The organism is Pseudomonas putida (assembly GCF_003228315.1).
In the GTDB taxonomy this organism is placed as follows: Bacteria; Pseudomonadota; Gammaproteobacteria; order Pseudomonadales; family Pseudomonadaceae; genus Aquipseudomonas; species Aquipseudomonas putida_S.
Genome location: NZ_CP029693.1, coordinates 1,410,257 through 1,434,567 on the forward strand (window position 1 = coordinate 1,410,257; position 24,311 = coordinate 1,434,567).

Sequence of the window (24,311 nt, forward strand, 5' to 3'; positions counted from 1 at the left end):
TTGCACGATTTGAGAACGACACAAAAAACCTGTGGGAGCGAGCCTGCTCGCGATAGCGGTGTGTCAGTCACATAGTTGTTGGATGTGCCGACGCTATCGCGAGCAGGCTCGCTCCTACAGGTTTTGTGTGTTTCAGGGCGGGAGCGGGATCAATGGAAATCCCGGCTGCGCACGGAAATGCCGTCGAGCAGAGGACTGAGATCGCTCAAACGTCCGGCGATCAGGTGGCGCACTTCGCCCTCCTTTTCCCAGCGCCCGTCGACCTTGAGCAGTTGTGAGCCCACCAGTACCCGGCGCTGGCGGTCGGCCAGGTCGCGCCAGACCACCACGTTGACGTTGCCGAACTCGTCTTCGAGGGTGACGAAGGTCACGCCGCTGGCGGTGCCCGGCCGTTGCCGCCCGGTGACCAGCCCGGCGACGCTCACCGGGCGGCCGTGTTCGACGTCCAGCAATTCTTTGGAACTGCGGCAACGCCGGGCTTTCAATTCAGCGCGCAGCAAGGCCAGCGGATGCGGCCCGAGGGTGGTGCCAACGCTGGCGTAATCGGCACGCAGGTCTTCGCCGACCGTGGGCCTTGGCAACTCGATGGTCACTTCCTCCTGCCGGGGCAACCCGGCAAACAGCCCGAGCTGTTTCTCCACCCCCGCCACTTCCCAGCGCGCACGATGGCGGTCACCGGCCAGGCCGCGCAAGGCACCGGCATCGGCCAGTTGCTCCTGGGCACGGGCGTCCAGCCGCGCCCGTTCGCCCAGGTCGGCGATGTCGGCAAACGCGCCCTTGCCCCGCGCCGCCTCGATACGCCGGGCGTCGTCTTCGCGAAAGCCCTTGATCATGCGCAACCCCATGCGAATCGCCGGTTGCGCACCGGCAATCGGCTCCAGGCTGCAATCCCAGTCACTGGCGCGCACGTCCACCGGACGAATCTGCAAATGATGTCGGCGCGCGTCCTGCAGGATCTGGTCCGGGCTGTAGAAACCCATGGGCCAGCTGTTGATCAGCGCACAGGCGAACGCCGCCGGCTCGTGGCACTTGAGCCAGCAACTGGCGTAGGTCAGCAAGGCGAAACTGGCGGCGTGGGACTCGGGAAAGCCATAGCTGCCAAAGCCCTTGATCTGTTCGAAGATCTGCGCGGCGAACTCGGCGCTGTAGCCGTTTTTCTTCATGCCGGCGGCCAGTCGCTCCTTGTGCGGTTCGAGCCCGCCGTGGCGTTTCCAGGCGGCCATGGAACGGCGCAACTGATCGGCCTCGCCGGGGCTGTAGTCGGCGGCGACGATGGCGATCTGCATCACCTGTTCCTGGAACAGTGGTACGCCGAGGGTTCTTTCCAGTACCACCTTGAGTTCCGGCGACGGATAACTCTCCGGCTCCTCCTTGTTTCGCCGCCGCAAATAGGGATGCACCATGCCGCCCTGAATCGGCCCCGGTCGGACGATGGCCACTTCGATCACCAGATCGTAGAAGGTCCGAGGCTTGAGCCGGGGTAGCATCGACATCTGCGCCCGCGACTCGATCTGGAACACGCCGATGGTGTCGGCGCGGCTGATCATGTCGTAAGTGGGCCGGTCCTCAGGCGGAATAGTCGCCAGGCTCAGGTTCAGATTGCGATGACGGCGCAACAGATCGAAACAGCGACGGATCGCGCTGAGCATGCCTAACGCCAGGATATCCACCTTGAGCAGTCCGACCGCGTCGAGGTCGTCCTTGTCCCACTGAATGATCGTACGGTCAGCCATGGCGGCGTTTTCCACCGGCACCAAGGTGTCCAGCGGCTGCTCGGAAATCACGAAGCCACCGGGGTGCTGGGACAGGTGCCGGGGGAAACCGATCAGTTGCCCGGTGAGGCTCAGTACTCGTCGCAGCACCGGGCTTTCGGGGTCGAAACCGCCCTCCAGCAAGCGATCCACGGGTGGGGTTTCATCGCTCCAGTGACCGCAGCAATCGGCCAGGGCATTGATCTGATCCGGTGGCAGGCCCAGCGCCTTGGCCACATCGCGTACCGCGCCGGCGGCGTGGTATGTGCTGACGACCGCGGTCAACGCGGCGCGACCCCGGCCATAACGGCGAAAGACGTATTGCAGGACTTCTTCACGGCGTTCGTGCTCGAAATCCACGTCGATATCCGGCGGTTCCTTGCGTTCCTTCGACATGAAGCGCTCGAACAACAGCGTCGTGCGATCAGGGTCGATCTCGGTAATCCCCAGGGCGTAGCAGACCGCCGAGTTGGCTGCCGAGCCACGCCCCTGACAGAGGATTTGCTGTTTACGGGCAAAGCTCACCACGTCATGCACGGTGAGGAAGTAACTTTCATAGCCGAGTTCGGCAATCAGCTTCAGCTCCTTGTTGATCTGCCTCAACACCTTTATCGGAGCCCCTTTCTTCCAGCGCCACGCAATGCCCTCCTTGGCCAGTTTTCGTAGCCAGGAACTGGCCGAATGCCCCTCGGGTACTAGCTCTTTCGGATACTGATAACGCAACTGGCCGAGGTCGAAGGTGCAGCGCCGAGCAATGACCAGGGTCTCGTCGAGCAAGGCTGGCGGATAGAGTTCGCGCAGCACGTCGAGGCTGCGCAAATGCCGTTCGCCATTGGGATGCAGGCGCAAGCCGGCATCGGCCACCGGCAGGTGATGACGGATCGCGGTCATGGTGTCCTGCAAGGCGCGGCGACCGCGCGCGTGCATGTGCACATCGCCGCTGGCCACCGCCGGGATACCCAGTTCCCTGGCCAGCGCCAGCAGATCGTGCAGGCGCCGGGTGTCGTCCTGGCCGCGATGCAGCTGCACCGCCAGCCACAGGCGTTCGGCGAACACCTGCTGCAGCCAGCGGCCCGGCTCGACGTCATCCACCGCGTCCGGCACCCACAGCGCCAGCAACCCCGGCAGCGCTTCGCTGAAGTCCTCGCGCAGGATCTGATACTGGCCTTTCTGCGTGCGACGACGGGCCCGGGTGATCAGCCGGCACAGGGTCTGGTAACCCTCAATGTTCTCCACCAGCAGCACCAGCTTCGGGCCGTTCTCGATGCGGATCTCGCTGCCGATGATCAGCGGCAGCTCCACGGACTTCGCCGCCTGCCAGGCGCGGACGATCCCGGCCAGGGTGCATTCGTCGGTGATCGCCAGGGCCTGATAGCCCTGTTTTCTGGCCCGTTGAAACAGCTCAAGGGCACTGGAGGCACCGCGCTGGAAACTGAAATTCGACAGGCAGTGCAGTTCGGCATAGCCGGCGCTCATGCGAACCAGCCCTGCAACCACAAGGGGCCGTCCTCGCCGACCGCACGCCAGGCCCAGCCCTGCTGGCCGCTACGGGTTTCGATCAGGTAGTAATCGCGGCGCACGTCGCCGCCGTCCCACCAGCCGGACTCGATGCGCTCCGGTCCCATCAGGATGCGTGTGGAGTGTTCGTGCACCGCCAGCGGTTCGGTCAGCAGCCAGCCCGGTCGCTTCACCCCCGGCAATGGCCCGCAGGGCTGGCTGTCGGCACGGGCCTGCCAGGCGCATTCGGGGCGGTGATCGGCCTGAAAGCGCAGGCCCTGCACCGCCTCATCCCCCAGCCGCGCGCGCAGGCGTTCGCGCAGTTGCTCCCAGGGCAAGGTTTGTTGCGGGCGGTCGTCGAACAGTTCCTGACGCTGGGGCACGAAGGCTGGCAGGTCTTCGGCGCACAGGCGAAAGCCGCGCACCGGCGCCTCGACCTGGACTTGCTCCAGCCGCCCACGGGCCAGCTCGAACAGCATGGCCGGATCGCGCTCGGCGCTGAGCAGGCCGACCTTGATCAGGGTGTCCGGGAGCCCCGCATGTTCCAGATGCAGATCGAAGCGCTGCACCCCGCTGTCGCGCCCGCAGAGGAACGCCGACAGGTCGCCGGTCAGCCGGCGCAACGGAAACAGCAGCGCCTGATGGGATTGCACGTCGTAATTGAGTTCGATGCGCACATCGAAGCGATCCGGCGGCAGATAGAACGCCAGCGCCAGCCGCCGGGTGCCGAGCAAGGTGTCCAGATGCTTGAGCACCTGGGCCTCGAAACGCCGGGCCAGGCTCTGCCGGGGCAACGCCTGCACCTGGCTCAAGGTACGCAGCCCCATGCGCGACAAGGCCGTGGCGACGTTGGCCTCAAGCCCGATCCGGTCCACGGGCAACTGCCCCAGGTGGTACTGCAAGGCGTGATCGTCGGGCACCACCAGACCGTCATAGGCATTGGCCAGGATCCGTGCGGCGACCGGGTTCGGCGCGGCGACGATGCGGTGTCGAAAACCCAGTTCGCCCAGTTCGCGGCGCAGGCGTGTTTCCAACTGCGCCCAGTCGCCGAACAGGCCCAGGCTGGACTCGATCTCGAACACCACCGCGCGGGGGTAATGCACGCTGACCTGAGCACTGAAACGGTAGGCCCAGGCCGCCAGAAACTGCTGCCAATGCTCGATCTCGGCCGCGTCGTATTCCGCCGTGGCGAAGCCTTTGCTCAACGCCTGGGCCGCCGTCATCGACTGGCCGGGGCGCAGACCCAGCTCCCGCGCCGAGGCGTTGACCGCCTGCAACACCCGGCGCTGCGCCGGGCCGGTCAGCAGCGCCAGCGGCTCATCGGGGTCGGTACGCTGACGCAGGACCGCGTCCAGCGCCAATTGCGGGAACACAATGCACACCCAGCGCATGGCAACCTCAATGCCCCACGGCGAAGGCAATCGGCGCCGAACGGGCCAGCCCGCCGCGGCACTTGAGCACGCGCAATTGCGCAGGCCGGGCATCGATGGCGATGCGCAGGGCCGCCGGTGACGGGTTGATCGCTTCATGGATCGAGCGGTAGGCAAAGGCCAGGGTCGAACCGGTTTCCGCCGCCACCTGCAAGCGGCGCAAGGCGCGGTCATCGGCCTTGTGCGGCCAGCACAGCACCGCGCCGCAACTGCCCGAACGCAGGCATTGTTCCGCCGCCCACAGCGCATCGCGCTCACTGGCCTGGATGATCGACAACTGGCGCAGATCGACCCCGGCGTTCTGCCAGGCCTGGGGGTACGGCACGAACGGCGGCGCCACCAGCACGATGCGCTCGCCCGCCGCCGACAGCCGCGCCAGCGTCGGCCACACCAGTTGCAACTCGCCCACGCCCTGCCCGGCCAAAAGGATTTCGCTCAGCGCCGCCTCCGGCCAGCCACCCGTGGGCAGCGCCGCGTCCAGCGCGGCATGCCCGGTGGGTTGCGGGCTGGCGGACGGCGGCGCAGGCCGGCCTTTCCAGACCTGGCCGCCATTGAACAGCGTATCCAGCGCGACGACGGCACCCATCAACCTTGCCTCACCAGGCCGCAGAACACCCCTTCGATGGCCAGGTCCCGGTCGGCTTCGACGATGATCGGCCGGTACGCCGGGTTGCGCGGCAGCAGGCGGACCGTGTCGCCGACCCGTTCGAAACGCTTGATGGTCACTTCACCGTCCAGGCGCGCCACGACGATCTGGCCATTGATGGCCTCGGGGCTACGGTGCACGCCCACCAGATCGCCATCGAGAATGCCGTCCTCGATCATCGAGTCGCCACGAACCCGCAGCATGTAGTCCGGCACCCGGGAAAAAATCGACGGATCGAGCAGCAGACGGCTGTGGACCTCGGCATCGGCACCGATGGGCGCACCCGCCGCGACCCGGCCAAGGACGGGGATGTCCAGCAGTTCGGGGCGCGGCGGCTGGCCGAGCAGGCGAATGCCCCGGGCCTGATGCGGATTGACCTCGATGAACCCGGCTTCGGTCAGCGCCAGCACATGCTTGCGCGCCACGCTGCGGGAGGCAAAACCGAAGGCCTCGCTGATTTCAGCGAGGCTCGGGGACTGACCGTGCTCGGCGATACGCTCGCGGATGAAGGTCAGGATGGCGGTACGGCGGGGAGTGAGAGTCGTCATGGAGTACATTTGTACTCTTCTGCGAATTTTCTTACAAGATCTGTCCGTCTGCTCGCACTGTGGCGCACACCGCTGTGGGAGCAAAGCTTGCTCGCGATGGCGGTGCGTCAGACACACCAATATTGATTGTGCAAACGCAATCGCGAGCAAGCTTTGCTCCTACAGGGCGGGGGATGCCAGAAACCCTGCGATGTAATCGATAAACGCCAGCACCTTGGCCGTGGCCCGTCGATGGCTGGGGTACACCGCCAGGATGTGCGGGCCGAAGGAGTCCGGGTCAATGTCGTAGTCGGCCATCACTCGCACCAGTCGCCCGTCCGCCAGGTACGGCGCGGCACTCCACAAGGGGGTATGCAGCAACCCGCGCCCGGCCAGGGCGTTGGCCAGCAGCAAATCGTAATTGTCGCTGCGCAAGCGTGGCGACCGGGGCTGCGCCAGGCTCAGGCGCTGGCCGTCGCGCTCGGCCCACCAGAATTCGCGGCTGAGCAGCGGATGACGATAGAGCAGCCATTCGTGCTCATCGAGGGTCTGCGGGGTGACCGCCAGCCCCTTGCGCGCCAGATACTCAGGGCTGCCACACAGCGCCAGGCGATTGCTGCCGACCACCCGGGCAATCAGCCCCGGCAAATCGTCATGGCCCTCACGCAAGGCCAGGTCGTAGCCACTTTCCAGCAAGTTGACGAAGTCGTCGCACAGGTCCACCTGCAGGTTGATCTGCGGGAACTGCTCGAGAAAACCGCCACACACCTGATCGAGAAACGCCTGCCCGTAGGCCAGCGGCGCGGTGATTTTCAGGTCGCCGCGCAGGCCGTGCTGCAATTGCTCTATTTCCTCGCCCGCCTCGTCCAGCCGCTGCAACACCTGACGCGCGGTGTCCAGATAGAGCCGCCCGGATTCCGTCAGCAAGATCCGCCGGGTGCTGCGCTCGAACAGCCGCGCGCCCAGCTCTGCCTCCAGGTGATTGACCGCCTTGGTCAGGGCCGACGGGGTCTTGCCCAATTGCTCGGCGGCGCGACTGAAGCTGCCCAGTTGCGCCGTGACCACGAACATTTTCAGTGCACCCAACTTGTCCATATTTTTTCCATTCAGGCAAAAACGTTTTTCGCGAGCGAGGCGTTCTGCGGGCCGCGACAAGCCACTACTCTGGCCATCAGACGCAATAACAAGGAAACATTCAATGAAAAGATTCATCCCGAATCTGTTGATGGTCGCTGTGAGTTTTGCCTCATTGGAAGCCATGGCGGCCACGGACCTGGTGTTGTTAAACGGCAAGATTTTCACCGCCGACCGCAGCCAACCCAAGGTTCAAGCTCTGGCCGTTCAGGACGGCAAAGTGCTGCAAGTGGGCAGCGACGCGCAGATCAAGGCCTTGATCGGATCAGGCACCAAAGTCATTGATTTGGGCGGCAAGACCCTGATGCCCGGCCTGATCGACAGCCACTCCCACGCCATTTTCGGCGGACTGGAAATGGTCTCGGCGAACATGGAAGACGAGGTGGTCGACCTCGATGAACTGGAAAAACGCCTGCGCGCCTGGCGTGACGACGGCAAGGCGAAGCACGGCGATGTGTTGAGCGTGGCCGGCATGAGCTCGGCCTACTGGGCCCAGGCCGAGGCGTTGGGCAAGAAATTCAACAGCGGAGAATGGGCCAGCGTGCCGGTCGTCTTTACCGGCAGCGACCACCACACGGCCTGGGCCAACGACGTGATGCTCAAGCGCGCCGGTGTCGATGCCGCGCTGATCAAGTCTTTGCCGGCCGCTGAAGACGGCACCATTGGCAAGCTCAAGGACGGCAGCCCCAACGGCTTCCTGGTGGACGCCGGCTGGGACCGGGTCGCCTCGAAAATACCGGCGCCGAGTGCCGCCGACATGCTCAAGGCCGCGCAAACCGCCGTGCGCTACAACAACAGCCTGGGCATTACCGCGTGGATGGACCCGGCCGCCAACGCCGCGCCGGGCGAACCGGTGTTCGCCCTCAAGCCCACGGAAAAAACCGTCGGTGTGCTGCCCGCCTACAAGGCGCTGTCGCAAAGCGGCGGCATGAGCGCCCACGTTGCCGCGCTGCTGGTGGCCAATCCGAAAAGCGTGCCGGCCGATCTCGAGACCCTCGACAAGGTCCGCCAGCAGTTTCTGGACGTGCCCAACCTGACCCTGCCGGGGATCAAGATCTTCGCCGATGGGGTGATCGAATACCCGGCGCAGAGCGCGGCGATGATCGACCCTTACAACAACTCGCACAAACAGGGCGAACTGCTGATCGATCCCAAGCATTTCGGTGAGCTGGTCAGCGCCATCGATCAACGGGGCTGGCTGGTGCACATCCATGCCATCGGCGACCGGGCGGTGCGCGAGTCCCTGAACGGCATCGAACAGGCGCGCAAGGAGCGCCAGAGCGGTGTCACCCACTCCATCACCCACCTGCAAATGGTCAACCCGAAAGAGTTCGCCCGGTTCAAGCCGCTGAATGTCATCGCCTCGATGCAACTGCTCTGGGCCAGCGCCGACGACTACACCACGGACATGATCAAGCCTTACGTGAGCGCCGCAGCCTTCCGCTATCAATACCCGGCGCACTCGTTGCTCAAGCAAGGCGCGACCATCGCCGGGGCCAGCGATTGGCCAGTGTCTTCGCCCAATCCGTTCAACGCCATGGCTCAGGCCATCACCCGCGAAGGTCCATTGGGTGTGCTCAACGCCGATGAGCGTCTTGACCGTGAAACCATGTTCTACGCGTACACCCTCAACGCGGCCCGCACCATCGGCCTGGAGAAGCAGATCGGCTCGCTGAGCGCCGGCAAGCAGGCGGACTTCATCGTGGTCGATCGCGATGTGTTCAGCGTAGATAACAAGGCCCTGCACGACACCCAAGTGCTGCAAACCTGGTTCGCCGGTCGCGAAGTCTACGCACCCACCCTCTAGCCGCACTGATTTCCCTGTGGGAGCCAGCTCCCACAGGTTTCCTCGCGCCCCAAAACAATCACAATAACGGGACTTCACATGAAAGCCTTGCCCCTGCTCGCCCTCACTTCTTTGAGCCTGTTGCCCCTGTGCAGCCAGGCCGTGCCCTTGAACGATGATTTCGCCCTGCTGCTGGACGTGACCCTGGCCAGCGACTACCGCACCCGCGGCATCTCGCAGACCCAGAACGATCCCGCCGTGCAGGCCGGTGCCACCCTCGCCCACAGCAGCGGCCTGTACCTGGGTGCATGGAGTTCCAACGTCGACTTCGGCGGCGGCCTGAAAACCCGCCAGGAAATCGATTACTACGGCGGTTGGCTGTGGCAAGCCACCGAGGATGTCAGCCTGGATCTGGGCTATCTCAGATACGCTTACCCGAAGGAGAGCCAGTTCAACCAGAGCGAGGTCTACGGCATTCTCAGCGTCTATGGCGTGAAGCTCGGGGCCTATTACTCCGACGATGCACCGGGCATCGACAGCAAGCAGAACTCGCTCTACAGCTACGTCGGTTACGAGACGGAATTGCCTTATGGCGTAGGCTTGAAACTGCGTTACGGCGACATGGACTTCAAGGACCCGCACCTGTATTCCAGCTCGGGCAAGGCCGAGGATTCGTACCGTGAGTGGGAGGTCAAGCTGACCCATGAACTGGCGGGTGTGATGCTGGGGTTGAGCTACGTCGATACCGATTTGTCGAAGAGCCAGTGCGCCAGTAACTGGGGCTTTGATGACGTATGCAGCGCGACCGTGGTGGCGAGCATCAGCAAATCCTTCTGACCACCTTGGCCCCCCTGTAGGAGCGAGCCTGCTCGCGATGGATGTCCGGCAGATGCGTTCATCCAGGCAGCACGCGTTATCGTTGTCGTCCATCGCGAGCAGGCTCGCTCCTACAAAGAGCTCATGTGAGGGCAGAGAGGTAGGTCCACGGGAAGATCCCGCGTTCATGGCCATCGCTGAACACCAGTTGCAATCCGTATCCCTGCGAACTCAGTCCGATCACCTGAATGCGGTCATCGACTAATGGGTTCATCCTCCGCAACCGAAACGCTCGACACTGCGAACACGGGCACTGCCGACGCAACTCGGCATGCCCCAGCACCTGCTCGCGGCCATCCGGCCATTGCAGGTGCAGTTGCCGTTGGCTGCGGGAATTGCCCACCGCCAGCGGGTTCATTGCAGTTGACTCAAGGCGATGCGCACGGCCTTGCGCACTTCCGGGTCGCCGTCGTCCTGGGCGGCCAGCAACGGTGCGATGGCGCCCTTGTCGTTCAACTCGCCCAGGGCCAGGGCGGCTTCCTTGCGCAGGTTGCTGATGCGATGGCCAAGGGTTTCGATCAGTGGGTCGAGGGCCGGTGTGAAGCGCAGGCGACCGAGGCTGCGGGTGGCGCGCAGGCGCACTTGCCAGTAGTCGTCGCCGAGGGCTTCGATCAGCGCCGGACCGGCATCGGTGTGACCGACCTTGCCCAACGTTGTGGCGGCCTCTTCGCGCACTTGCCAGGCCTGATCCTGCAAGGCCCGACGCAATGCCGGCAGCACCTGCGCATCAGAGGCCAGGCCCAAGGCCCCGGCGGCGGCACGACGGACCTCGGTGTCCGGGTCATTGCTGGCCAACCGGGCCAGGGCCGGCAAGGCATCGAGCTGTTTGAGCCAGCCCAACACACCGACCGCCTCACGCCGAACGTTGGCATCCTTGTCGCCTAGTGCCGACAAAGCTGACGGCGCCGCCTCGGCAAAACGCAGTTCACGCAAGGCCCTGAAGGCAGCGATGCGCACGCCGGTATCGGCATGCCCGGTCCACGGCAGAATCACCCTCCCCGCGGCTGTGCTCTTGAGCAGGCTGAGACTTTGCGCAGCGGCGGCCCGCACCGCTTCAGCAGGATCGGTCAGGGCCTGGCACAGCGCCTCGACCACTGGCATGTCCTCCCAGGCTTCCAGCAACCGCGCGGCTTCGGCGCGGACCTCTTCGTTCGGGTCCTCGGCCAGTCGATTGACCAGCCACAGCAGGCCATCGGGTTCTTCAAGATCCGCCAGTTCGATCAGGGCAATGCGGCGCACGCCGGCATCCTCATCGGTCAGGCGAGGTTGCAGGGCGAGAATGTCGTGGTTATCGGTTACATCGAATAGAGAAGTCATAGGGCAAATCGCGGCAGTTGGTTTTCTGGGGGAAGTCCGAGAGGGTTCAGGCGCGGCAGTTGCCGACCCTCTTCGTGACGCAGCAGTTCGAGGCAGTGACGCTTCAATCGGGCAAATGCGTGGCTGGTCACCAGTTCGGTGGTGCGGGGCCGGGGGAAATCCAGGCGCAGGTCTTCGATGATCCGCCCGGGGCGCGGGCTCATGACCAGCAGGCGATCGGCGAGGAACAAGGCTTCGTCGATGTCGTGGGTAACGAACACCACGGTGGTGCGAATCTGCGTCCAGATGTCCAGCAACAGTTCCTGCATGTTCAGGCGGGTCAAGGCATCGAGGGCGCCGAACGGCTCGTCCATCAGCAACAGCCGTGGCCGGTTGACCAGCACCCGGGCGATTTCCACCCGCTGCTGCATGCCACCGGACAACTGATTAGGCCAACGATCCGCAAAGCCTTCGAGGCCCACGAGCGCGAGGATTACATCAGCCGCCTTGTGCCGTTCGGCCTTGCCGATGCCACGCATTTTCAGACCGAAGGCGACGTTGTCGCGCACCGTGCGCCAGGGAAACAGCGTGTGCTGCTGGAACACCATGCCTCGTTGCGGTGAAGGCCCGGCAACCGCTGCACCATCAACCTTGAGGCTGCCGGTGCGCGGTTGCAGGTGACCGGCCAACGCGCCGAGCAAAGTGGATTTACCGCAGCCGGACGGCCCGAGAATGCACACGAACTGTCCCGATTCGATCTGGCAATCGAGGCCCTGCACGGCTTCGAAGGCTGCACTGCCCTCGCCCAGGCTGATCGACAGGTCGCGAATATCGATACGCCCTTCAGGCTGTTGAAAGATGCTCATCAGGCTTTACCTCGTGGTCGGTGCCAGGGCGTGAACAACCCGCCCAGGCGTTTGATCAGCAGGCTGCTGCCCATGCCTAGAACACCGATCAGCAACATGCCGACCACGATGTCGGGGTAGTTCTGGATGGTGTAGGACTCCCAGGTGTAGTAACCGATGCCGAACTGGCCGGAGATCATTTCCGCCGTGACCAGGCAGAACCATGAGGTGCCCTTGCCGATGGCCAGGCCGGTGATGATGCTCGGCGCGGCGCCGGGCAAAATCACTTCCAGCAACATCGCCCGACGCCCTGCCCCAAGGCTTTTCGCCGAGGCGATCAGCCGTGGGTCGACGCCTTCGACGCCGTGTACGGTGTTGAGCAGAATCGGGAACAAGGCGCCGGTGAAGGTGATGAACACCATCGACAACTCCGACGAGGGGAACATCAGGATCGCCAGCGGAATCCAGGCCACGGCCGGGATCGGACGCAGCACTTCCAGTGGCGGCAGCAACAGGTCTTCGGCCCATTTCGAGCGGCCGATGGCCAGGCCCAGGGCGATGCCAATGACCAGCGCCGCGAGGTAACCGGCGAACACCCGACCGAGGCTGCTGCTCAAGTGCTGGAGCAGCTTGCCGGAGTCGCCCAGGCCCAGCGCCGCTTCGATGACGGCCAGCGGGGTTGGCACGTTGGCGAAGGTCACCAGGCCCAGGTTCCAGTGGTGGTTGGCGGCGAGTTGCCAGAACAGCAGGCAGAGCAGCAGTGAAATGGCTCGGGGGAGCCAGCGATTAAATGATCCGTACACAACTCTTCCTCTCAACCGAGCCCCCTGTAGGAGCGAGCCTGCTCGCGATGGTCGTCAACGATAACGCTGGCAACCTGATGCCCCGAGTCGCTCTCGGGTTCATCGCGAGCAGGCTCGCTCCTACAGGGGATTGTGGTGTTCTGGGGTTAGCGAACGGCCACGGCCTGGGTGGTGGCATCGTTGAAGTCGAACACCTTGCCGCCTTGGGCCGACGCGTACTGCTGGGCCTGGCCCTTGAGCAGAAACGCGCTGAGCCGCCCTTTCGCATCGCTGGCAAACCACGCCTGATCCGCCAGCAATTTGATCCCGCTGTCGCTCGCCTGGGCATACACCGCACGGATGTTCTTGCCTTCCTGCTTGAGGCTGGCCAATGCGGTGAACGCTGCTTCTGCCGAGGCGTATTGACGGACTTTCGGCTCGCCACGCACCCAGATTTCCGCCACGTGGCTGAAATCGGTGATGGCTTTGCCGGTCGAGGCATCTACTGCCTTGAGCGGGGTTTGTGCGTAGTTGGCCAACTGCGCCGTGTAGTCCAGGTTCGAGGCCTTGAACGCGGCGCGGATGTACCGGTCGTCGATGAAGCTGTTCAGGTCGAGGCCGCGATCGGCTTTCTTCAGCAGCTTCAGGGTGTCGATGGCGGTGCCGACGGCCTGGCGGTATTCCGGTTTCCAGGTCAGGTCGCGGGTCTGCACGCCCAGCGGGCCGTGGAACAGGTAGTTGACCTCGGCATCGACCCCGGTGACCTTGGCGATCAGCTCGCTGTACTTCTCAGGTTCGGCGGCGAGCAACTGGTTGGCCTCTATGCTGGCGCGCAGGTAGGCGACGACGATTTCCGGGTATTTTTTCGCGTAACTCTGGTCGACCAGCGCGCCGTGGAAAGTCGGTGCGCCGGCCTGGGAGCCGTCGAAGATCTTGCGCGCGAAACCACGGCTCGGGAACAGTTCGGCGAAGGGTACGAAGTCGGCGTGGGCGTCGATCTTGCCGGCCTGCAACGCGGAACCTGCGACCTCCGGCGGCTGGGCGATGATGTTCACGTCTTTCTGCGGATCCCAGCCCTGGGCCGCCACGGCCCGCAGCAACATGCCGTGGGCGGTGGACGCGAACGGCACGGAAATGGTCTTGCCCTTCAACTCCGCCAGCGACTGCACGCCCGAGGCGCTCGGCACCACGATACCGTTGCCGCTGCCCTTGGTGCTGCCCGACAGCACGCTGATGAACAGGCTGTGCTTGCCCGCCGCTTCGAACGCCACACCGTTGAACGAGCCGGGGAAGTCGGCCATGGCACCGAAGTCGAGCTTGCCGGCGACCATCTCGTTGGTCAGCGGCGCGCCGCTGGTGAAGTTCTTCCACTGCACGTCGTACTCGGCGTCCTTGTACTGGCCGTCGTGGGGCAGGTATTTGTCCAGCAGGCCCAGTTCGCGGATCAACAGGCCGCCGGCGGCGCAGTTGATGGTGGTGTCCTGGGTGCCGATGGCGATGCGGATGGTTTCGGCCGAGGCCGACAGGGTGAAGGAAGCCAGTACCAGACCGGCGATAGCGGTGCGCAAGAACATGGGTGTATCCCCTCGAATCATTTATAGGATGTTCGTCTCCGCCACGATCAGGGCGTGGTGGGAAACGAGGGGTGTTTTGAAGCGGGCGTCCGGGGGTGGCCGGATGGCGTTTTGGGGTTGTCACAAAACCTATGTAGGAGCGAGCCTGCTCGCGATAGCGATGGCACATCCAACATCTCATTGCCTGAACTACTGCAATCGCGAGCAGGCTCGCTCCTACAGAGACTGTGTTTCAGCGCAATAAATATGGGATGTCGACTTTCACCGCCCCCGTCGGGCAATCCTTTTCACAGGGCATGCAATACCAGCATTCATCGAACGCCATGTAGGCCTTTTGCGTGGCCGGGTTGATCGCCAGCAGGTCCATCGGGCAGACGTCGACGCACACGGTGCAGCCTTTGTGGGCGATGCAAAGGTCCTCGTCGACCGTGACCGGCGCGTTGGAGCGGAAGAAGATTTCCTGGGGTTGATAGGCCATTTCGCGGTCTCTTTGTGGGTAAGGCTCAGGCCGCAAAGGCGCCGACACGCAGCCGGTCGTAGGCCTGCATTTCTTCGGCATCGAGCGGGATGATGTAAGGCTCGACGGCTTTCTTGAAGCTGGTCATCGCACCGTTTTCGTCCTTCTTCAGGTGGCAATGGCAGAACCAGTCGCTGTCGTTGCGCTGCGGATGGTCGACCCGATAGTGGTACAGGCCCCAGCGGCTCTCGGCGCGGAACAACGAGGCGCGGGCGGCCATTTCCGCGCAGTCGCGGATCATGCTCACTTCCATGGCGCGCATCAGTTCGTGAGCGTTGTGAGCCTTGATCTGATCGAGATCGCGCTGGATGTCACTGAAGCGTTGCAGGCCGATCTGCATCTTCTTGGTCACTTTCGGCGGTTGCAGGTAGTCGTTCACAAAACGGCGCAGCTTGTACTCGACCTGGGCCGGTGGCAGGCCGTGTTCGCGGTCCAGTGGTGCGTAGACGCGCTGCTTTTCGGTTTCGATCTGCTGCGCATCCAGCGCCGAGAAGTCGCGCCCGGTGACAAAATCCGCCGCGTTGTTACCGGCAAACCAGCCATAGGTGAACGCACCGAGCATGTAGTTGTGCGGCACCGCCGCCATGTCACCGGCTGAGTACAAACCCTTGACCGAGGTCTCGGCCTTCTCGTTGACCCACACTCCGGACGCCGAGTGCCCGCTGCAAAAGCCGATTTCGGAGATGTGCATCTCGACCATCTGCGTGCGGTAGTCGGTGCCGCGATTGGCGTGGAACTGGCCACGACTGGGGCGTTCGTTGCTGTGCAAAATCTCCTCGATGTTCTGGATGGTTTCCTCGGCCAGGTGATCGAGCTTGAGGAACACCGGGCCGTTGCCGCTTTCCAGTTCCTGGTGGAACTCCCACATCATCTGGCCGCTCCAGTAGTCGCACTCGATGAAGCGTTCGCCCTTGTTGTTGGCGGTGTAGCCGCCCAGGGGACCGGTGACGTAGGCGCAGGCCGGGCCGTTGTAATCCTTGATCAGCGGGTTGATCTGGAAGCATTCCAGGTTCGCCAGCTCGGCACCGGCGTGATAGGCCATGGCGTAGCCGTCGCCGGCGTTGGTCGGGTTTTCGTAGGTGCCCATCAAATAACCCGAGGACGGCAGGCCCAAGCGCCCGGCGGCGCCGCAGGCGAGGATCACCGCCTTGGCCTTGATCACATGGAAATCGGCGGTGCGGCAATCGAAGCCCATCACGCCGTTGACCGCGCCCTCTTCATCCTTGAGCAAGCGGGTGCAGACCAGGCGATTGGTAATGCTGACCCGTGCCCGCTTCAGCTGGCGGTACAGGACTTTCTTGATGTCATGGCCTTCGGGCATCGGCAGCACATAGGCGCCCATGTGGTGGACCTTTTTCACCGCGTAGTCGCCAGTCTCGTCCTTCTCGAATTTCACGCCCCAGCGGTCCAGTTGCTCGATCGTCTCGAAGCTGTGGGTGGCATAGGCGTACACCGCCGCCTGATTGACGATGCCGTCGTTGGCGATGGTGATTTCCTTGGTGTACTGCTCGGGCGTCGAGTGGCCGGGAATGATCGCGTTGTTCAGGCCGTCCATGCCCATGCTGATCGCGCCGCTGCGCTTGACGTTGGCCTTGTCGATCAACAGCACCCGCAGGTCGCGGTTCTTCTCCTTGGCCTTGATCGCGGCCATGGGACCTGCGGTACCGCCGCCGATGACGACGATGTCGTATTCCTGTTCAACGGTGTTGCGTGTCATGGTCATGCCCCTTTTTGCCGGTCGATCCGCAGGCGGTACTGGAAGGCATCGCCACGGTAGTAGAGGTGTTCGAAGTCCAGCGGCAGGCCGGCGGCGTCGTGGGTCAGACGCTCTATGCGCATGATCGGCGAGCCGGCTTCGACGTTCAGCGCCTGGGTCAGGTCGCTGTCGGCCAGCACCGCGTCGATGGCCAGGTCGGCGTGACCGAGGGCCAGGCCGCAGTCGTTTTCCAGGATCAGGAAAATGTCGCGGGTGACCAGGTCGGCCTTCTCCAGACGCTCGCCGATGGCCTTGGGCAGGTAGGTGATCTCCAGCGAAATCGGCTCGCGATTGATCAAACGCACCCGCTTGATCTGCGCCACGGTCTCGCCTTCGGCCACCTGCAAACGCTCGGCGACCAGCTTGTCGGCGGCGATGAACTTGAAGCTGCGCAGGCGGTTGATCACCTCGTAGCCGCGGCCAGTCATGGACTCGGCCAGGCCTTGCAGGGTGCTGACATTCTGGAAGGTCTTGGGCTTAGCGACGAAGGTGCCCTTGCCGTGGATCTTGAAGATCAGCCCTTCCTTTTGCAGGTCGCCCAAGGCCTGGCGCACGGTGATGCGGCTGACCTTGAACAGCGCGCCAAGCTCGCTTTCCGAAGGCATCTGGCTGTCTTGCGGGTATTCGCCGTCGAGGATGCGGGCGCGCAGCAAGTCTCGTAGCTGGGTATGCAGCGGAACGCTGCCAAGGGAGAGAACGTTATCGGTCATCTGAGATCACTTGTTATAACGAGTTATGACGTGATCTTAGGGTTCTAAGGATGGGTTGAGAAATATTGTTTGGATATAAGGTTAGATACGCGGCGCTGTTCCCTGTAGGAGCGAGCCTGCTCGCGATGGCGGTCCGACATTGATGTTGGATGTGCCGGCGTCATCGCGAGCAGGCTCGCTCCCACAGGTTCAGTGGCGTTTGAGGATTTGGTCCATGACCCAATCGGTTTTCAGCGCCTGTTCCGCCACCGCCGGATGCCGCGCTTGACCACGAATATGAGCGTTCATGCCCATTACGTGATGCCATTGGATGTGCTCATGGTTGGCGATGGTCAGGCTGAGCTGTTCATCGGCATCAAGCTGCACCGGATGCTCGTCGAACACCGAAAAACTGATCCGGCCCTTGCTACCGATCACCTCGACCCGATCTTCCCGGCGATCAGCGACAAAGTTCCAGCAGCCCATGCCCAGCGCCCCACCGGCAAACCGCCAGCTGGCGCTGACGGCATCTTCGGCGGCATACAGCCCGGCTTGCCGCGCAGTAATCCCGGCCACTTCTTCGATATCGCCCAGCAGGTACTGGAACAGGTCGAAGCCATGGCTGGCCAGGTCCGCAAAGTAACCGCCGCCGGCAATCGTTGGGTCGGTGCGCCAGTTGTTGCTACCGTCGAGATCCCTCGGCGATGGGGCTTTGGTGAGCGTCCAGCTCAGGTGCCGGACCTCGCCGATCCGCCCCTCCTCCAACCACTGCCGCACTTGTTGGAAGCGCGGCAACGAACGTCGATAGTAGGAAACGAACAGGTGCAGCCCGGCATTGGCAAAGGCCTCGTGCATCTCACGGCTTTGCCCGGCATTGAGCGACATCGGTTTTTCGACACAGCAATGCTTGCCCGCGGCGGCCACCTTCAGGGCGTAGGCGTGGTGACTGTCGGGGGGTGTGGCGATGTACACCGCATCGACTTCGGGATCGTTGATCAATGCGTCGACGTCGGTGTAAGTCCGGGCGATACCGTGACGCGCGGCATAGTCGCTGACCGCCTCCAGTCGCCGCCCCATCACCGCCACCAGCGCCGAGCCGGGGACCTTGTAGAAGGCCGGCCCGCTCTTGCGCTCGGTCACGCTGCCGCAACCGATCATCCCCCAACGCACCACGTTCATGCGACGTTGCCGATGTTCAAGGCGCGCAGATCCAGTCGCCCGTCTTTCAGCGGTGGGCACCAGTAGTAGCCGCCGGTGATCGGCCGGCTGATCTTGTACAGGCCGTCGGTGACGCCGTCTTCCAGCCCGCTCATGCGCCGCAGCTGGACTTCGAAAGCATCGAGGGAGAAGCCGAAGGCAAGGAACATCAGGCCGGCGCGGTCGTCTTCGATCCAGGGCATCGAGCGACGGACGAAGAAGGCTTCAGGGGTGAAACTTTCCTGGGCGGTGCGCTTGACGTGGGCGGAGATTGGCGCGTCATCGAGTTCTTCGTTGTCGCTCAGGCGCCGCCCCATGATGTCGTCGGTTTCGTGGGAAGGCATGGCGTGAAAGCGCTTGAGGTCGTGCTGCCATTGCTGGATCGCGGCGAAGCTGCCGCCGACCATGCCTTCGGCGCCGTCGGCCACCAGCGCCGCAGCCACAGCGGCTTCATCGCGAGGGTTTTCGGTGCCGTCTTCGTAGCCGGTCAGGTCGTGGCCGTCACGGTGGCGGAAGCCTTCGGTCACTTGCACCAGACGAAAGGCCGGCGCCAGCGCGGCGGCGAGTGCGTTGCTGCGATTGAGCAACTCGCCACGGTCGGTACCGTGCAACCAGCACCACAGCGCGTGTTGCGTCGAAGGGTTGTTCACGCCCACGCCCGTCATGGCAGGGAACGTGCGCAGGCCTTCGATATGGCCATCCAGTGCCTTGACCAGGGGCTCACCGAAACCCACCACAGCCGACGTGCCGTCCACCAGTTGCGTCAGCTTGTCGAATGCAGCCGGCAGATCGGCAACGGACTCCAGGGCGAAGAACATGTGACGGGCTTGAGGCGGAACGGGGGTGGCGAGAATGCCTGGCTGGTAGTGACTCATGTGAACTCCTTCAGAAAGAACGCGAAGTTTAACGCCGGCATCGGTACTTGTGTGGAGCGAGGTCAAAGATTGCGGTCTACGCTTGAGACACAATATCCAGACCTACAACCCCTCTACTCTGCCTGTTGGCGCCTGAAAACCCGTTTTCACACTGTAGGAGCGAGCCTGCTCGCGATGAACGCCGAGTCACCGCGGGGCATCAGGCTTCCCGCGTCAACGTTATCGTCCATCGCGAGCAGGCTCGCTCCTACAGGTCAGGTTTTTGGCAGATGACTTCCATGAGGTAAAGACATGAGCACAGCAGACTTCCTTGGCCAACTGTTTCCCGAGGCCGGCAGCATCCCGGAAAAATACCGCTTCGACAGCCAGATCGAACAGCGCGAATACCTGGTCGATGGCGTCTTGAAAACCTGGCCCGGCGCCCTCGCCACCGTGCGCAGTCCGGTGTACCTGAGCGGTGCGGCGGGTGACGAACAAGTCATCCTCGGCAGCACGCCGTTGCTGGACGCCGAGACCGCCCTCACCGCCCTCGATGCCGCCGTGCGCGCCTACGATCGTGGCCAGGGTTTGTGGCCGACCATGCGCGTGGCCGAGCGCATTTATCACGTCGAAAGCTTCCTCAAACATATGCGCCAGCAGCGCGAGGCGGTGGTCAAGCTGCTGATGTGGGAGATCGGCAAGAACCTCAAGGATTCGGAAAAGGAATTCGACCGTACCTGCGATTACATCGTCGACACCATCGAAGCCCTGAAGGAACTTGACCGCCGCTCCAGCCGCTTCGAGCTGGAACAGGACACCCTCGGCCAGATCCGCCGCGTGCCGATGGGCGTGGCGCTGTGCATGGGCCCCTACAACTATCCGCTGAACGAAACCTTCACCACGTTGATTCCGGCGCTGATCATGGGCAATACCGTGGTGTTCAAGCCGGCCAAGCTTGGCGTGCTGTTGATTCGCCCGCTGCTGGAGGCCTTCCGCGACAGCTTCCCGGCCGGGGTGATCAACGTGATCTACGGCAGCGGTCGCGAAACCGTCAGCGCGCTGATGGCCAGCGGCAAGGTCGATATCTTTGCCTTCATTGGCACCAACAAGGCCGCCAGCGACCTGAAGAAACTGCACCCGCGTCCGCATCGCCTGCGCGCGGCGCTGGGGCTGGATGCGAAAAACCCCGGCATCGTCCTGCCGGAGGTGGACCTGGACAACGCGGTCAGCGAAGCCCTCACCGGCTCCCTGTCGTTCAACGGCCAACGCTGCACCGCGCTGAAGATCCTGTTTGTCCACGAAGATGTGGTCGATGCCTTCATCGAAAAATTCAACGCCAAGCTGGCCACCCTCAAGCCCGGCATGCCCTGGGACAGCGGCGTGGCCCTGACGCCACTGCCGGAATCGGGCAAGGTCGACTACCTGCATTCGCTGGTCGCCGATGCGGTCGACAAAGGCGCGAAAGTGGTCAACCCCAATGGTGGCGCGGCGCGTGCATCGTTCTTCTATCCGGCGGTGCTGTACCCGGTAACGCCGCAGATGCGCGTCTACCAGGAAGAACAGTTCGGCCCGGTGGTGCCCATCGTGCCCTATCGCCATCTGGACACGGTGATCGATTACGTCCTGGAGTCGGACTTCGGCCAGCAACTGAGCATCTTCGGTACCAACCCGGTGGCCGTCGGGCGGCTGGTGGACACCTTCGCCAACCAGGTCGGTCGCATCAATCTCAACGCCCAGTGCCAGCGCGGCCCGGACACTTACCCGTTCAACGGCCGCAAGAATTCGGCCGAAGGTACATTGTCGGTGCATGACGCACTGCGGGTGTTTTCGATCCGGACCCTGGTGGCGACCAAATTCCAGGAGACCAACAAGGATTTGATCAGCGAGATCATCAGTGGCCGCAGCTCGAGTTTCCTGACCACTGACTACATTTTCTGAGGGGACAGACCTGAGCAGTCATCGATTGCCGCCGCTGGCGCGGCGGATCTTGCGTCCACTGCTGGACCCGTACCAGCGTTATCGCCACGCCCGAGTGATTCACGCGGTGCGTGTATCCCTGGGGTTGCTGGCGACCATCCTGCTGACCACCGGCATCCATCTGCCCCACGGCGAATGGGCGTCGGTGACGATGCTGGTGGTGATCGGCGGTTTGCAGCATCACGGCAACATCGGCAAAAAAGCCGCCGAACGGGCCATTGGCACCCTGGTCGGTGCAGCCATCGGCCTGGTGCTGGTGGTGCAGCAGGCGTGGCTCGGCCTGCCCTGGCTGACTTACTTCGCCATGGCGGTGATTTGCGGATTTTTCTCCTACCACGCCATTGGCAAGGGGGGTTACACCGCGTTGCTGGCCGCCATTACCGTGTTCATCGTCGCCGGCCATGGCGACAACCCGATCACCGATGGATTGTGGCGCGGGGTGGACATCCTGATCGGCATTGCGCTGGCGCTGGCGTTTTCCTTTGCCCTGCCGCTGTATGCCGTCTACTCGTGGCGGTACAACCTGGCCGATGCCTTGCGTGACTGCGCGGCGATCTACGGGCGCATCATCGACGGGCAGCCTGTTAGCACTGACGAACACCTCAAACTCATGGGTCGCCTGAATGCGGTGATGGTGCAACAGCGCTCCCTGATGCCGTCGGTCTCCAAGGAAGTGAAGATTTCGATGACTGAACTGGACGCTATCCAGCGTAACCTGCGTATGTGTGTCAGCACGCTTGAGATCCTTGGCAACACTCGCCCGGGTGTCACCGATGCAGGCGCCGTAGCTCAGTTGCAATCGGCATTGCAGCAGGAGCATCGGCTGATTCATGTGCAACTCATCGGCATGGCGAGGGCGTTGAAGTCCGGCATTACCCACCGGCTGAGTCGCCCTTTGGCATCCCAAGCCGTCAGTCTCGAAGCTCCGGTTTATAACACCCTGGACGGATACCGTTTACTGATACAACAACTGGCGGCAACCGTTGAGGAGATGCGCCAGCGGCTGGCCAATACTGCATCGAAGTGGAACAGGTGACTTCTAACTGTAAAAAATCCAGTTACATTTATTGCAATGAGCCTTTCTTAATAGCCTGCGCACCACCCCTTACTAGAATGACGAGTCCCGTATAGCCGGACACAGTAAGGACATCAAATGCTTAGTATCAGTCGCAACTTCTTTATCCCCACCGATCCTTTCAAACTTATAAAAACAACCCCCCACGACGGGACTCAACCACGCCTATTTGTCGAGCAAAACAAGATCCTCTACTCGCTAGAAAAAACCCACAACACTTCCGGACCCAAATTGGAACTTAAGATACCAACAAACCTGGAGATAGAAAGCTTCGGAAAAACCTCCTTCAATTTTATTCAGTACAACCCGACCGAAATATTAAAAAATCCTGGCCTCGTACTTACCAGTCTTGCTCAATACACTTACAACAGTTCACCCTCTAATCGCTTTCCATCCCTCGAAGGACTGAGTGAGATCGAAAGGTCCCAGTACAAGCAAATTGCGAATATGCCAACAACAGAGGCACTTCGCCGCAACCTGTTATCTCTCGTCGACGAAGACATAAGAGATCCATTCAGTACGATAATTAACGAATGGGTAACATTTGGAGTATCCGTCAGTGAAATTGATGTTCGCATCTTTAAAGCTTTCAGCACATATTTTGATGCGGCCATGGATGCCCACGCCATCAAAAAAGGAGATTACACAAAACTCGACTTCGCAGCGCAGAACATCCAAGCACTCATAACAGATCCACGCTGCATTGAAGCAAATTTGACATCATTGCAAATTTTCAAGGCAGCCTTTCAACTGGGCGCCATCCCTGCCGTCTCAAACTTACGTTTGATGATTAACCTTGCTGGCGAAGCTTACTCAAAATTTAGAGAATGGCTAATCCATTTCGACAACAGCAATTACGATGCAGAATTTAAACTCATCACCACATGGGTTTTAGGTACCTGCCTGGCAAACGAGGAACAGTGCCTGGCAGCTTTCCCCTATGACACGTCGCAGTCCATTCGTTTCACCAAGAGTGAAGCCGCCACCAAATTCCCCACCCTGGAAGACTTGGAGAATGAGTTTCGTGGAATTCCAGGTGCGAGTTACATAGTTATTCAGAATCCGAATAACGATACACCGCTTGAAACCGGTATTCGTACCGAAATGATCGCGCACCATCGATCGGCCAACAGTAAGGACGGGCAGGAAAAAGGTGAATCCAGAGGCTCCAGGTTGATGACTTTTCATGGACTGGATCGCTGCAAGCCCTTTCTCACAGGCGCCGAGCTAAAACAGGCTAACCACCTGACTCCGTTACAGAATTTCGTATTGGGAGGATTCAGGAATGTTAACCCTGAAAAATTCATGGAGTACATGAAAGCTGAAAAACAACCACTCAACGAGCAGATTAGAGGTCTGATCGGTAACCGTCGTGTCATACCTTTGGAAAAGTTAACAGTCGCAAGGTTCAACGGAACTGATACAACAGTCATCAACAAACCTTTATTCAATAAGCAGATGGGTACGTACGAAAACCTCCCGGAAATAATTGAACTCATTCCGAACCTGGCAGATGAAAGCAATTGGCAAAAGGAGACCATCCTCAAGATGGTTCCGATGCTGATGAACTACGACCAGAACGCGGAACTCAAACCCGATTGTTCAGAAAACGAAGCATTTCCCGCCCGAACCCAACTCAGAGAGCGAACCAACGAAGCGTTTTTTCGACCGCTGGAAAGGGACTTGTCCCAAGTGAGATTCGACACCGAACAGCAACTCCTTCTTCCTTTGGAGAAGATCGTCGATATAGCGCAGCATATCCATGACTTCTACAGCCACTACACAACCCGTTTGAAGGACATCCAGCAAGACCATCCAATGACGGGTTTATTCGAGAGTCGCGCAGCACTCGCGAAGGAATACACTGAGCAATTCAGATCAAGGGCAACTCTCCCCGAAACGCATCAGACACTCACTCTTTTCACATATTACATGCTTGATGACCTGGACCTCGCCAGTCAAACGCTCTCCAACAGCAAGATCAAGATTGACGATGTAGCGCTTGAATCAATAAAAAAAGAAAAAACCTCAGTACTGCAGCATTTCATTACCCATCGAATATTAAGCGATAGAAACAAAGACTGAGTCCCGCCAACACAAAC

20 protein-coding genes are annotated in these 24,311 nt (G+C 61.7%); 5 read left to right on the forward strand and 15 right to left on the reverse strand.

Annotated elements, in window-relative coordinates; all coding sequences use genetic code 11:
• Positions 1-149: 149 nt before the first annotated feature.
• The 5 genes from DKY63_RS06265 to DKY63_RS06285 form a co-directional block, all read right to left on the reverse strand.
• Positions 150-3,248: an error-prone DNA polymerase gene (locus tag DKY63_RS06265; RefSeq protein WP_204354302.1), complete on the reverse strand. Its 3,099-nt coding sequence runs from the start codon at positions 3,246-3,248 to the stop codon at positions 150-152.
• A complete protein-coding gene (locus tag DKY63_RS06270) occupies positions 3,224-4,639 on the reverse strand; it encodes a Y-family DNA polymerase (RefSeq protein WP_110963303.1) in 1,416 nt (471 codons plus the stop codon). Before DKY63_RS06270 ends, DKY63_RS06265 begins: the two co-directional genes overlap by 25 nt.
• Before the next feature lie 7 nt (positions 4,640-4,646).
• Complete coding sequence (gene imuA, locus DKY63_RS06275; RefSeq protein ID WP_110963304.1) at positions 4,647-5,264, reverse strand: translesion DNA synthesis-associated protein ImuA; 618 nt, start codon at positions 5,262-5,264, stop codon at positions 4,647-4,649.
• Entirely contained in the window at positions 5,264-5,881 is a 618-nt protein-coding gene (lexA, locus tag DKY63_RS06280) for a transcriptional repressor LexA (protein WP_110963305.1), read from the reverse strand. Before lexA ends, imuA begins: the two co-directional genes overlap by 1 nt.
• A 150-nt stretch (positions 5,882-6,031) precedes the next feature.
• Positions 6,032-6,946 (reverse strand): LysR family transcriptional regulator, encoded by a 915-nt coding sequence (locus DKY63_RS06285; protein WP_110963306.1) that lies wholly within the window; start codon positions 6,944-6,946, stop codon positions 6,032-6,034.
• Between the two features lie 103 nt (positions 6,947-7,049).
• Between DKY63_RS06285 and DKY63_RS06290 the strand changes: the two genes are divergently transcribed.
• Both DKY63_RS06290 and DKY63_RS06295 read left to right on the forward strand, forming a co-directional pair.
• The gene (locus DKY63_RS06290; protein ID WP_110963307.1) at positions 7,050-8,792 is read left to right on the forward strand and encodes an amidohydrolase; all 1,743 of its coding nucleotides are present in this window, start codon (positions 7,050-7,052) and stop codon (positions 8,790-8,792) included.
• 78 nt (positions 8,793-8,870) lie between these two features.
• Positions 8,871-9,608, forward strand: coding sequence for a TorF family putative porin (locus DKY63_RS06295; protein ID WP_110963308.1), 738 nt, complete (start codon positions 8,871-8,873; stop codon positions 9,606-9,608).
• A gap of 121 nt (positions 9,609-9,729) precedes the next feature.
• Here DKY63_RS06295 and DKY63_RS06300 read toward each other — a convergent pair whose 3' ends face one another.
• The 10 genes from DKY63_RS06300 to DKY63_RS06345 form a co-directional block, all read right to left on the reverse strand.
• Positions 9,730-10,005 carry a DUF971 domain-containing protein gene (locus DKY63_RS06300; RefSeq protein ID WP_110963309.1) on the reverse strand — a complete coding sequence of 92 codons (276 nt, stop codon included), beginning with the start codon at positions 10,003-10,005 and terminating at the stop codon, positions 9,730-9,732.
• Positions 10,002-10,964, reverse strand: coding sequence for a HEAT repeat domain-containing protein (locus tag DKY63_RS06305; protein WP_110963310.1), 963 nt, complete (start codon positions 10,962-10,964; stop codon positions 10,002-10,004). Before DKY63_RS06305 ends, DKY63_RS06300 begins: the two co-directional genes overlap by 4 nt.
• Positions 10,961-11,809, reverse strand: coding sequence for an ABC transporter ATP-binding protein (locus DKY63_RS06310; protein ID WP_110963311.1), 849 nt, complete (start codon positions 11,807-11,809; stop codon positions 10,961-10,963). The genes DKY63_RS06305 and DKY63_RS06310 overlap by 4 nt, the downstream gene beginning before the upstream one ends.
• Positions 11,809-12,591 carry an ABC transporter permease gene (locus DKY63_RS06315; RefSeq protein WP_110963312.1) on the reverse strand — a complete coding sequence of 261 codons (783 nt, stop codon included), beginning with the start codon at positions 12,589-12,591 and terminating at the stop codon, positions 11,809-11,811. Before DKY63_RS06315 ends, DKY63_RS06310 begins: the two co-directional genes overlap by 1 nt.
• 146 nt (positions 12,592-12,737) lie before the next feature.
• A complete protein-coding gene (locus DKY63_RS06320) occupies positions 12,738-14,144 on the reverse strand; it encodes an ABC transporter substrate-binding protein (RefSeq protein ID WP_110963313.1) in 1,407 nt (468 codons plus the stop codon).
• A gap of 232 nt (positions 14,145-14,376) precedes the next feature.
• Entirely contained in the window at positions 14,377-14,622 is a 246-nt protein-coding gene (locus DKY63_RS06325) for a 4Fe-4S dicluster domain-containing protein (RefSeq protein WP_008060065.1), read from the reverse strand.
• Positions 14,623-14,647: 25 nt separating this feature from the next.
• Positions 14,648-16,378 carry a fumarate reductase/succinate dehydrogenase flavoprotein subunit gene (locus DKY63_RS06330; protein ID WP_110963314.1) on the reverse strand — a complete coding sequence of 577 codons (1,731 nt, stop codon included), beginning with the start codon at positions 16,376-16,378 and terminating at the stop codon, positions 14,648-14,650.
• A gap of 2 nt (positions 16,379-16,380) precedes the next feature.
• Positions 16,381-17,127 (reverse strand): GntR family transcriptional regulator, encoded by a 747-nt coding sequence (locus DKY63_RS06335; RefSeq protein ID WP_110963315.1) that lies wholly within the window; start codon positions 17,125-17,127, stop codon positions 16,381-16,383.
• A gap of 189 nt (positions 17,128-17,316) precedes the next feature.
• The gene (locus DKY63_RS06340) at positions 17,317-18,285 is read right to left on the reverse strand and encodes a Gfo/Idh/MocA family protein (RefSeq protein ID WP_110963316.1); all 969 of its coding nucleotides are present in this window, start codon (positions 18,283-18,285) and stop codon (positions 17,317-17,319) included.
• Positions 18,282-19,178, reverse strand: a complete 897-nt coding sequence (locus DKY63_RS06345; protein ID WP_110963317.1) for a Dyp-type peroxidase — start codon at positions 19,176-19,178, stop codon at positions 18,282-18,284. The genes DKY63_RS06340 and DKY63_RS06345 overlap by 4 nt, the downstream gene beginning before the upstream one ends.
• A gap of 291 nt (positions 19,179-19,469) precedes the next feature.
• Between DKY63_RS06345 and DKY63_RS06350 the strand changes: the two genes are divergently transcribed.
• From DKY63_RS06350 to DKY63_RS06360, 3 genes are all read left to right on the forward strand, one after another.
• Entirely contained in the window at positions 19,470-21,095 is a 1,626-nt protein-coding gene (locus DKY63_RS06350; protein ID WP_110963318.1) for an NADP-dependent glyceraldehyde-3-phosphate dehydrogenase, read from the forward strand.
• A 34-nt stretch (positions 21,096-21,129) separates the two neighbouring features.
• Positions 21,130-22,170, forward strand: a complete 1,041-nt coding sequence (locus DKY63_RS06355) for an FUSC family protein (RefSeq protein ID WP_204354339.1) — start codon at positions 21,130-21,132, stop codon at positions 22,168-22,170.
• A gap of 117 nt (positions 22,171-22,287) precedes the next feature.
• A complete protein-coding gene (locus tag DKY63_RS06360; protein WP_110963319.1) occupies positions 22,288-24,294 on the forward strand; it encodes a hypothetical protein in 2,007 nt (668 codons plus the stop codon).
• Positions 24,295-24,311: the final 17 nt, after the last annotated feature.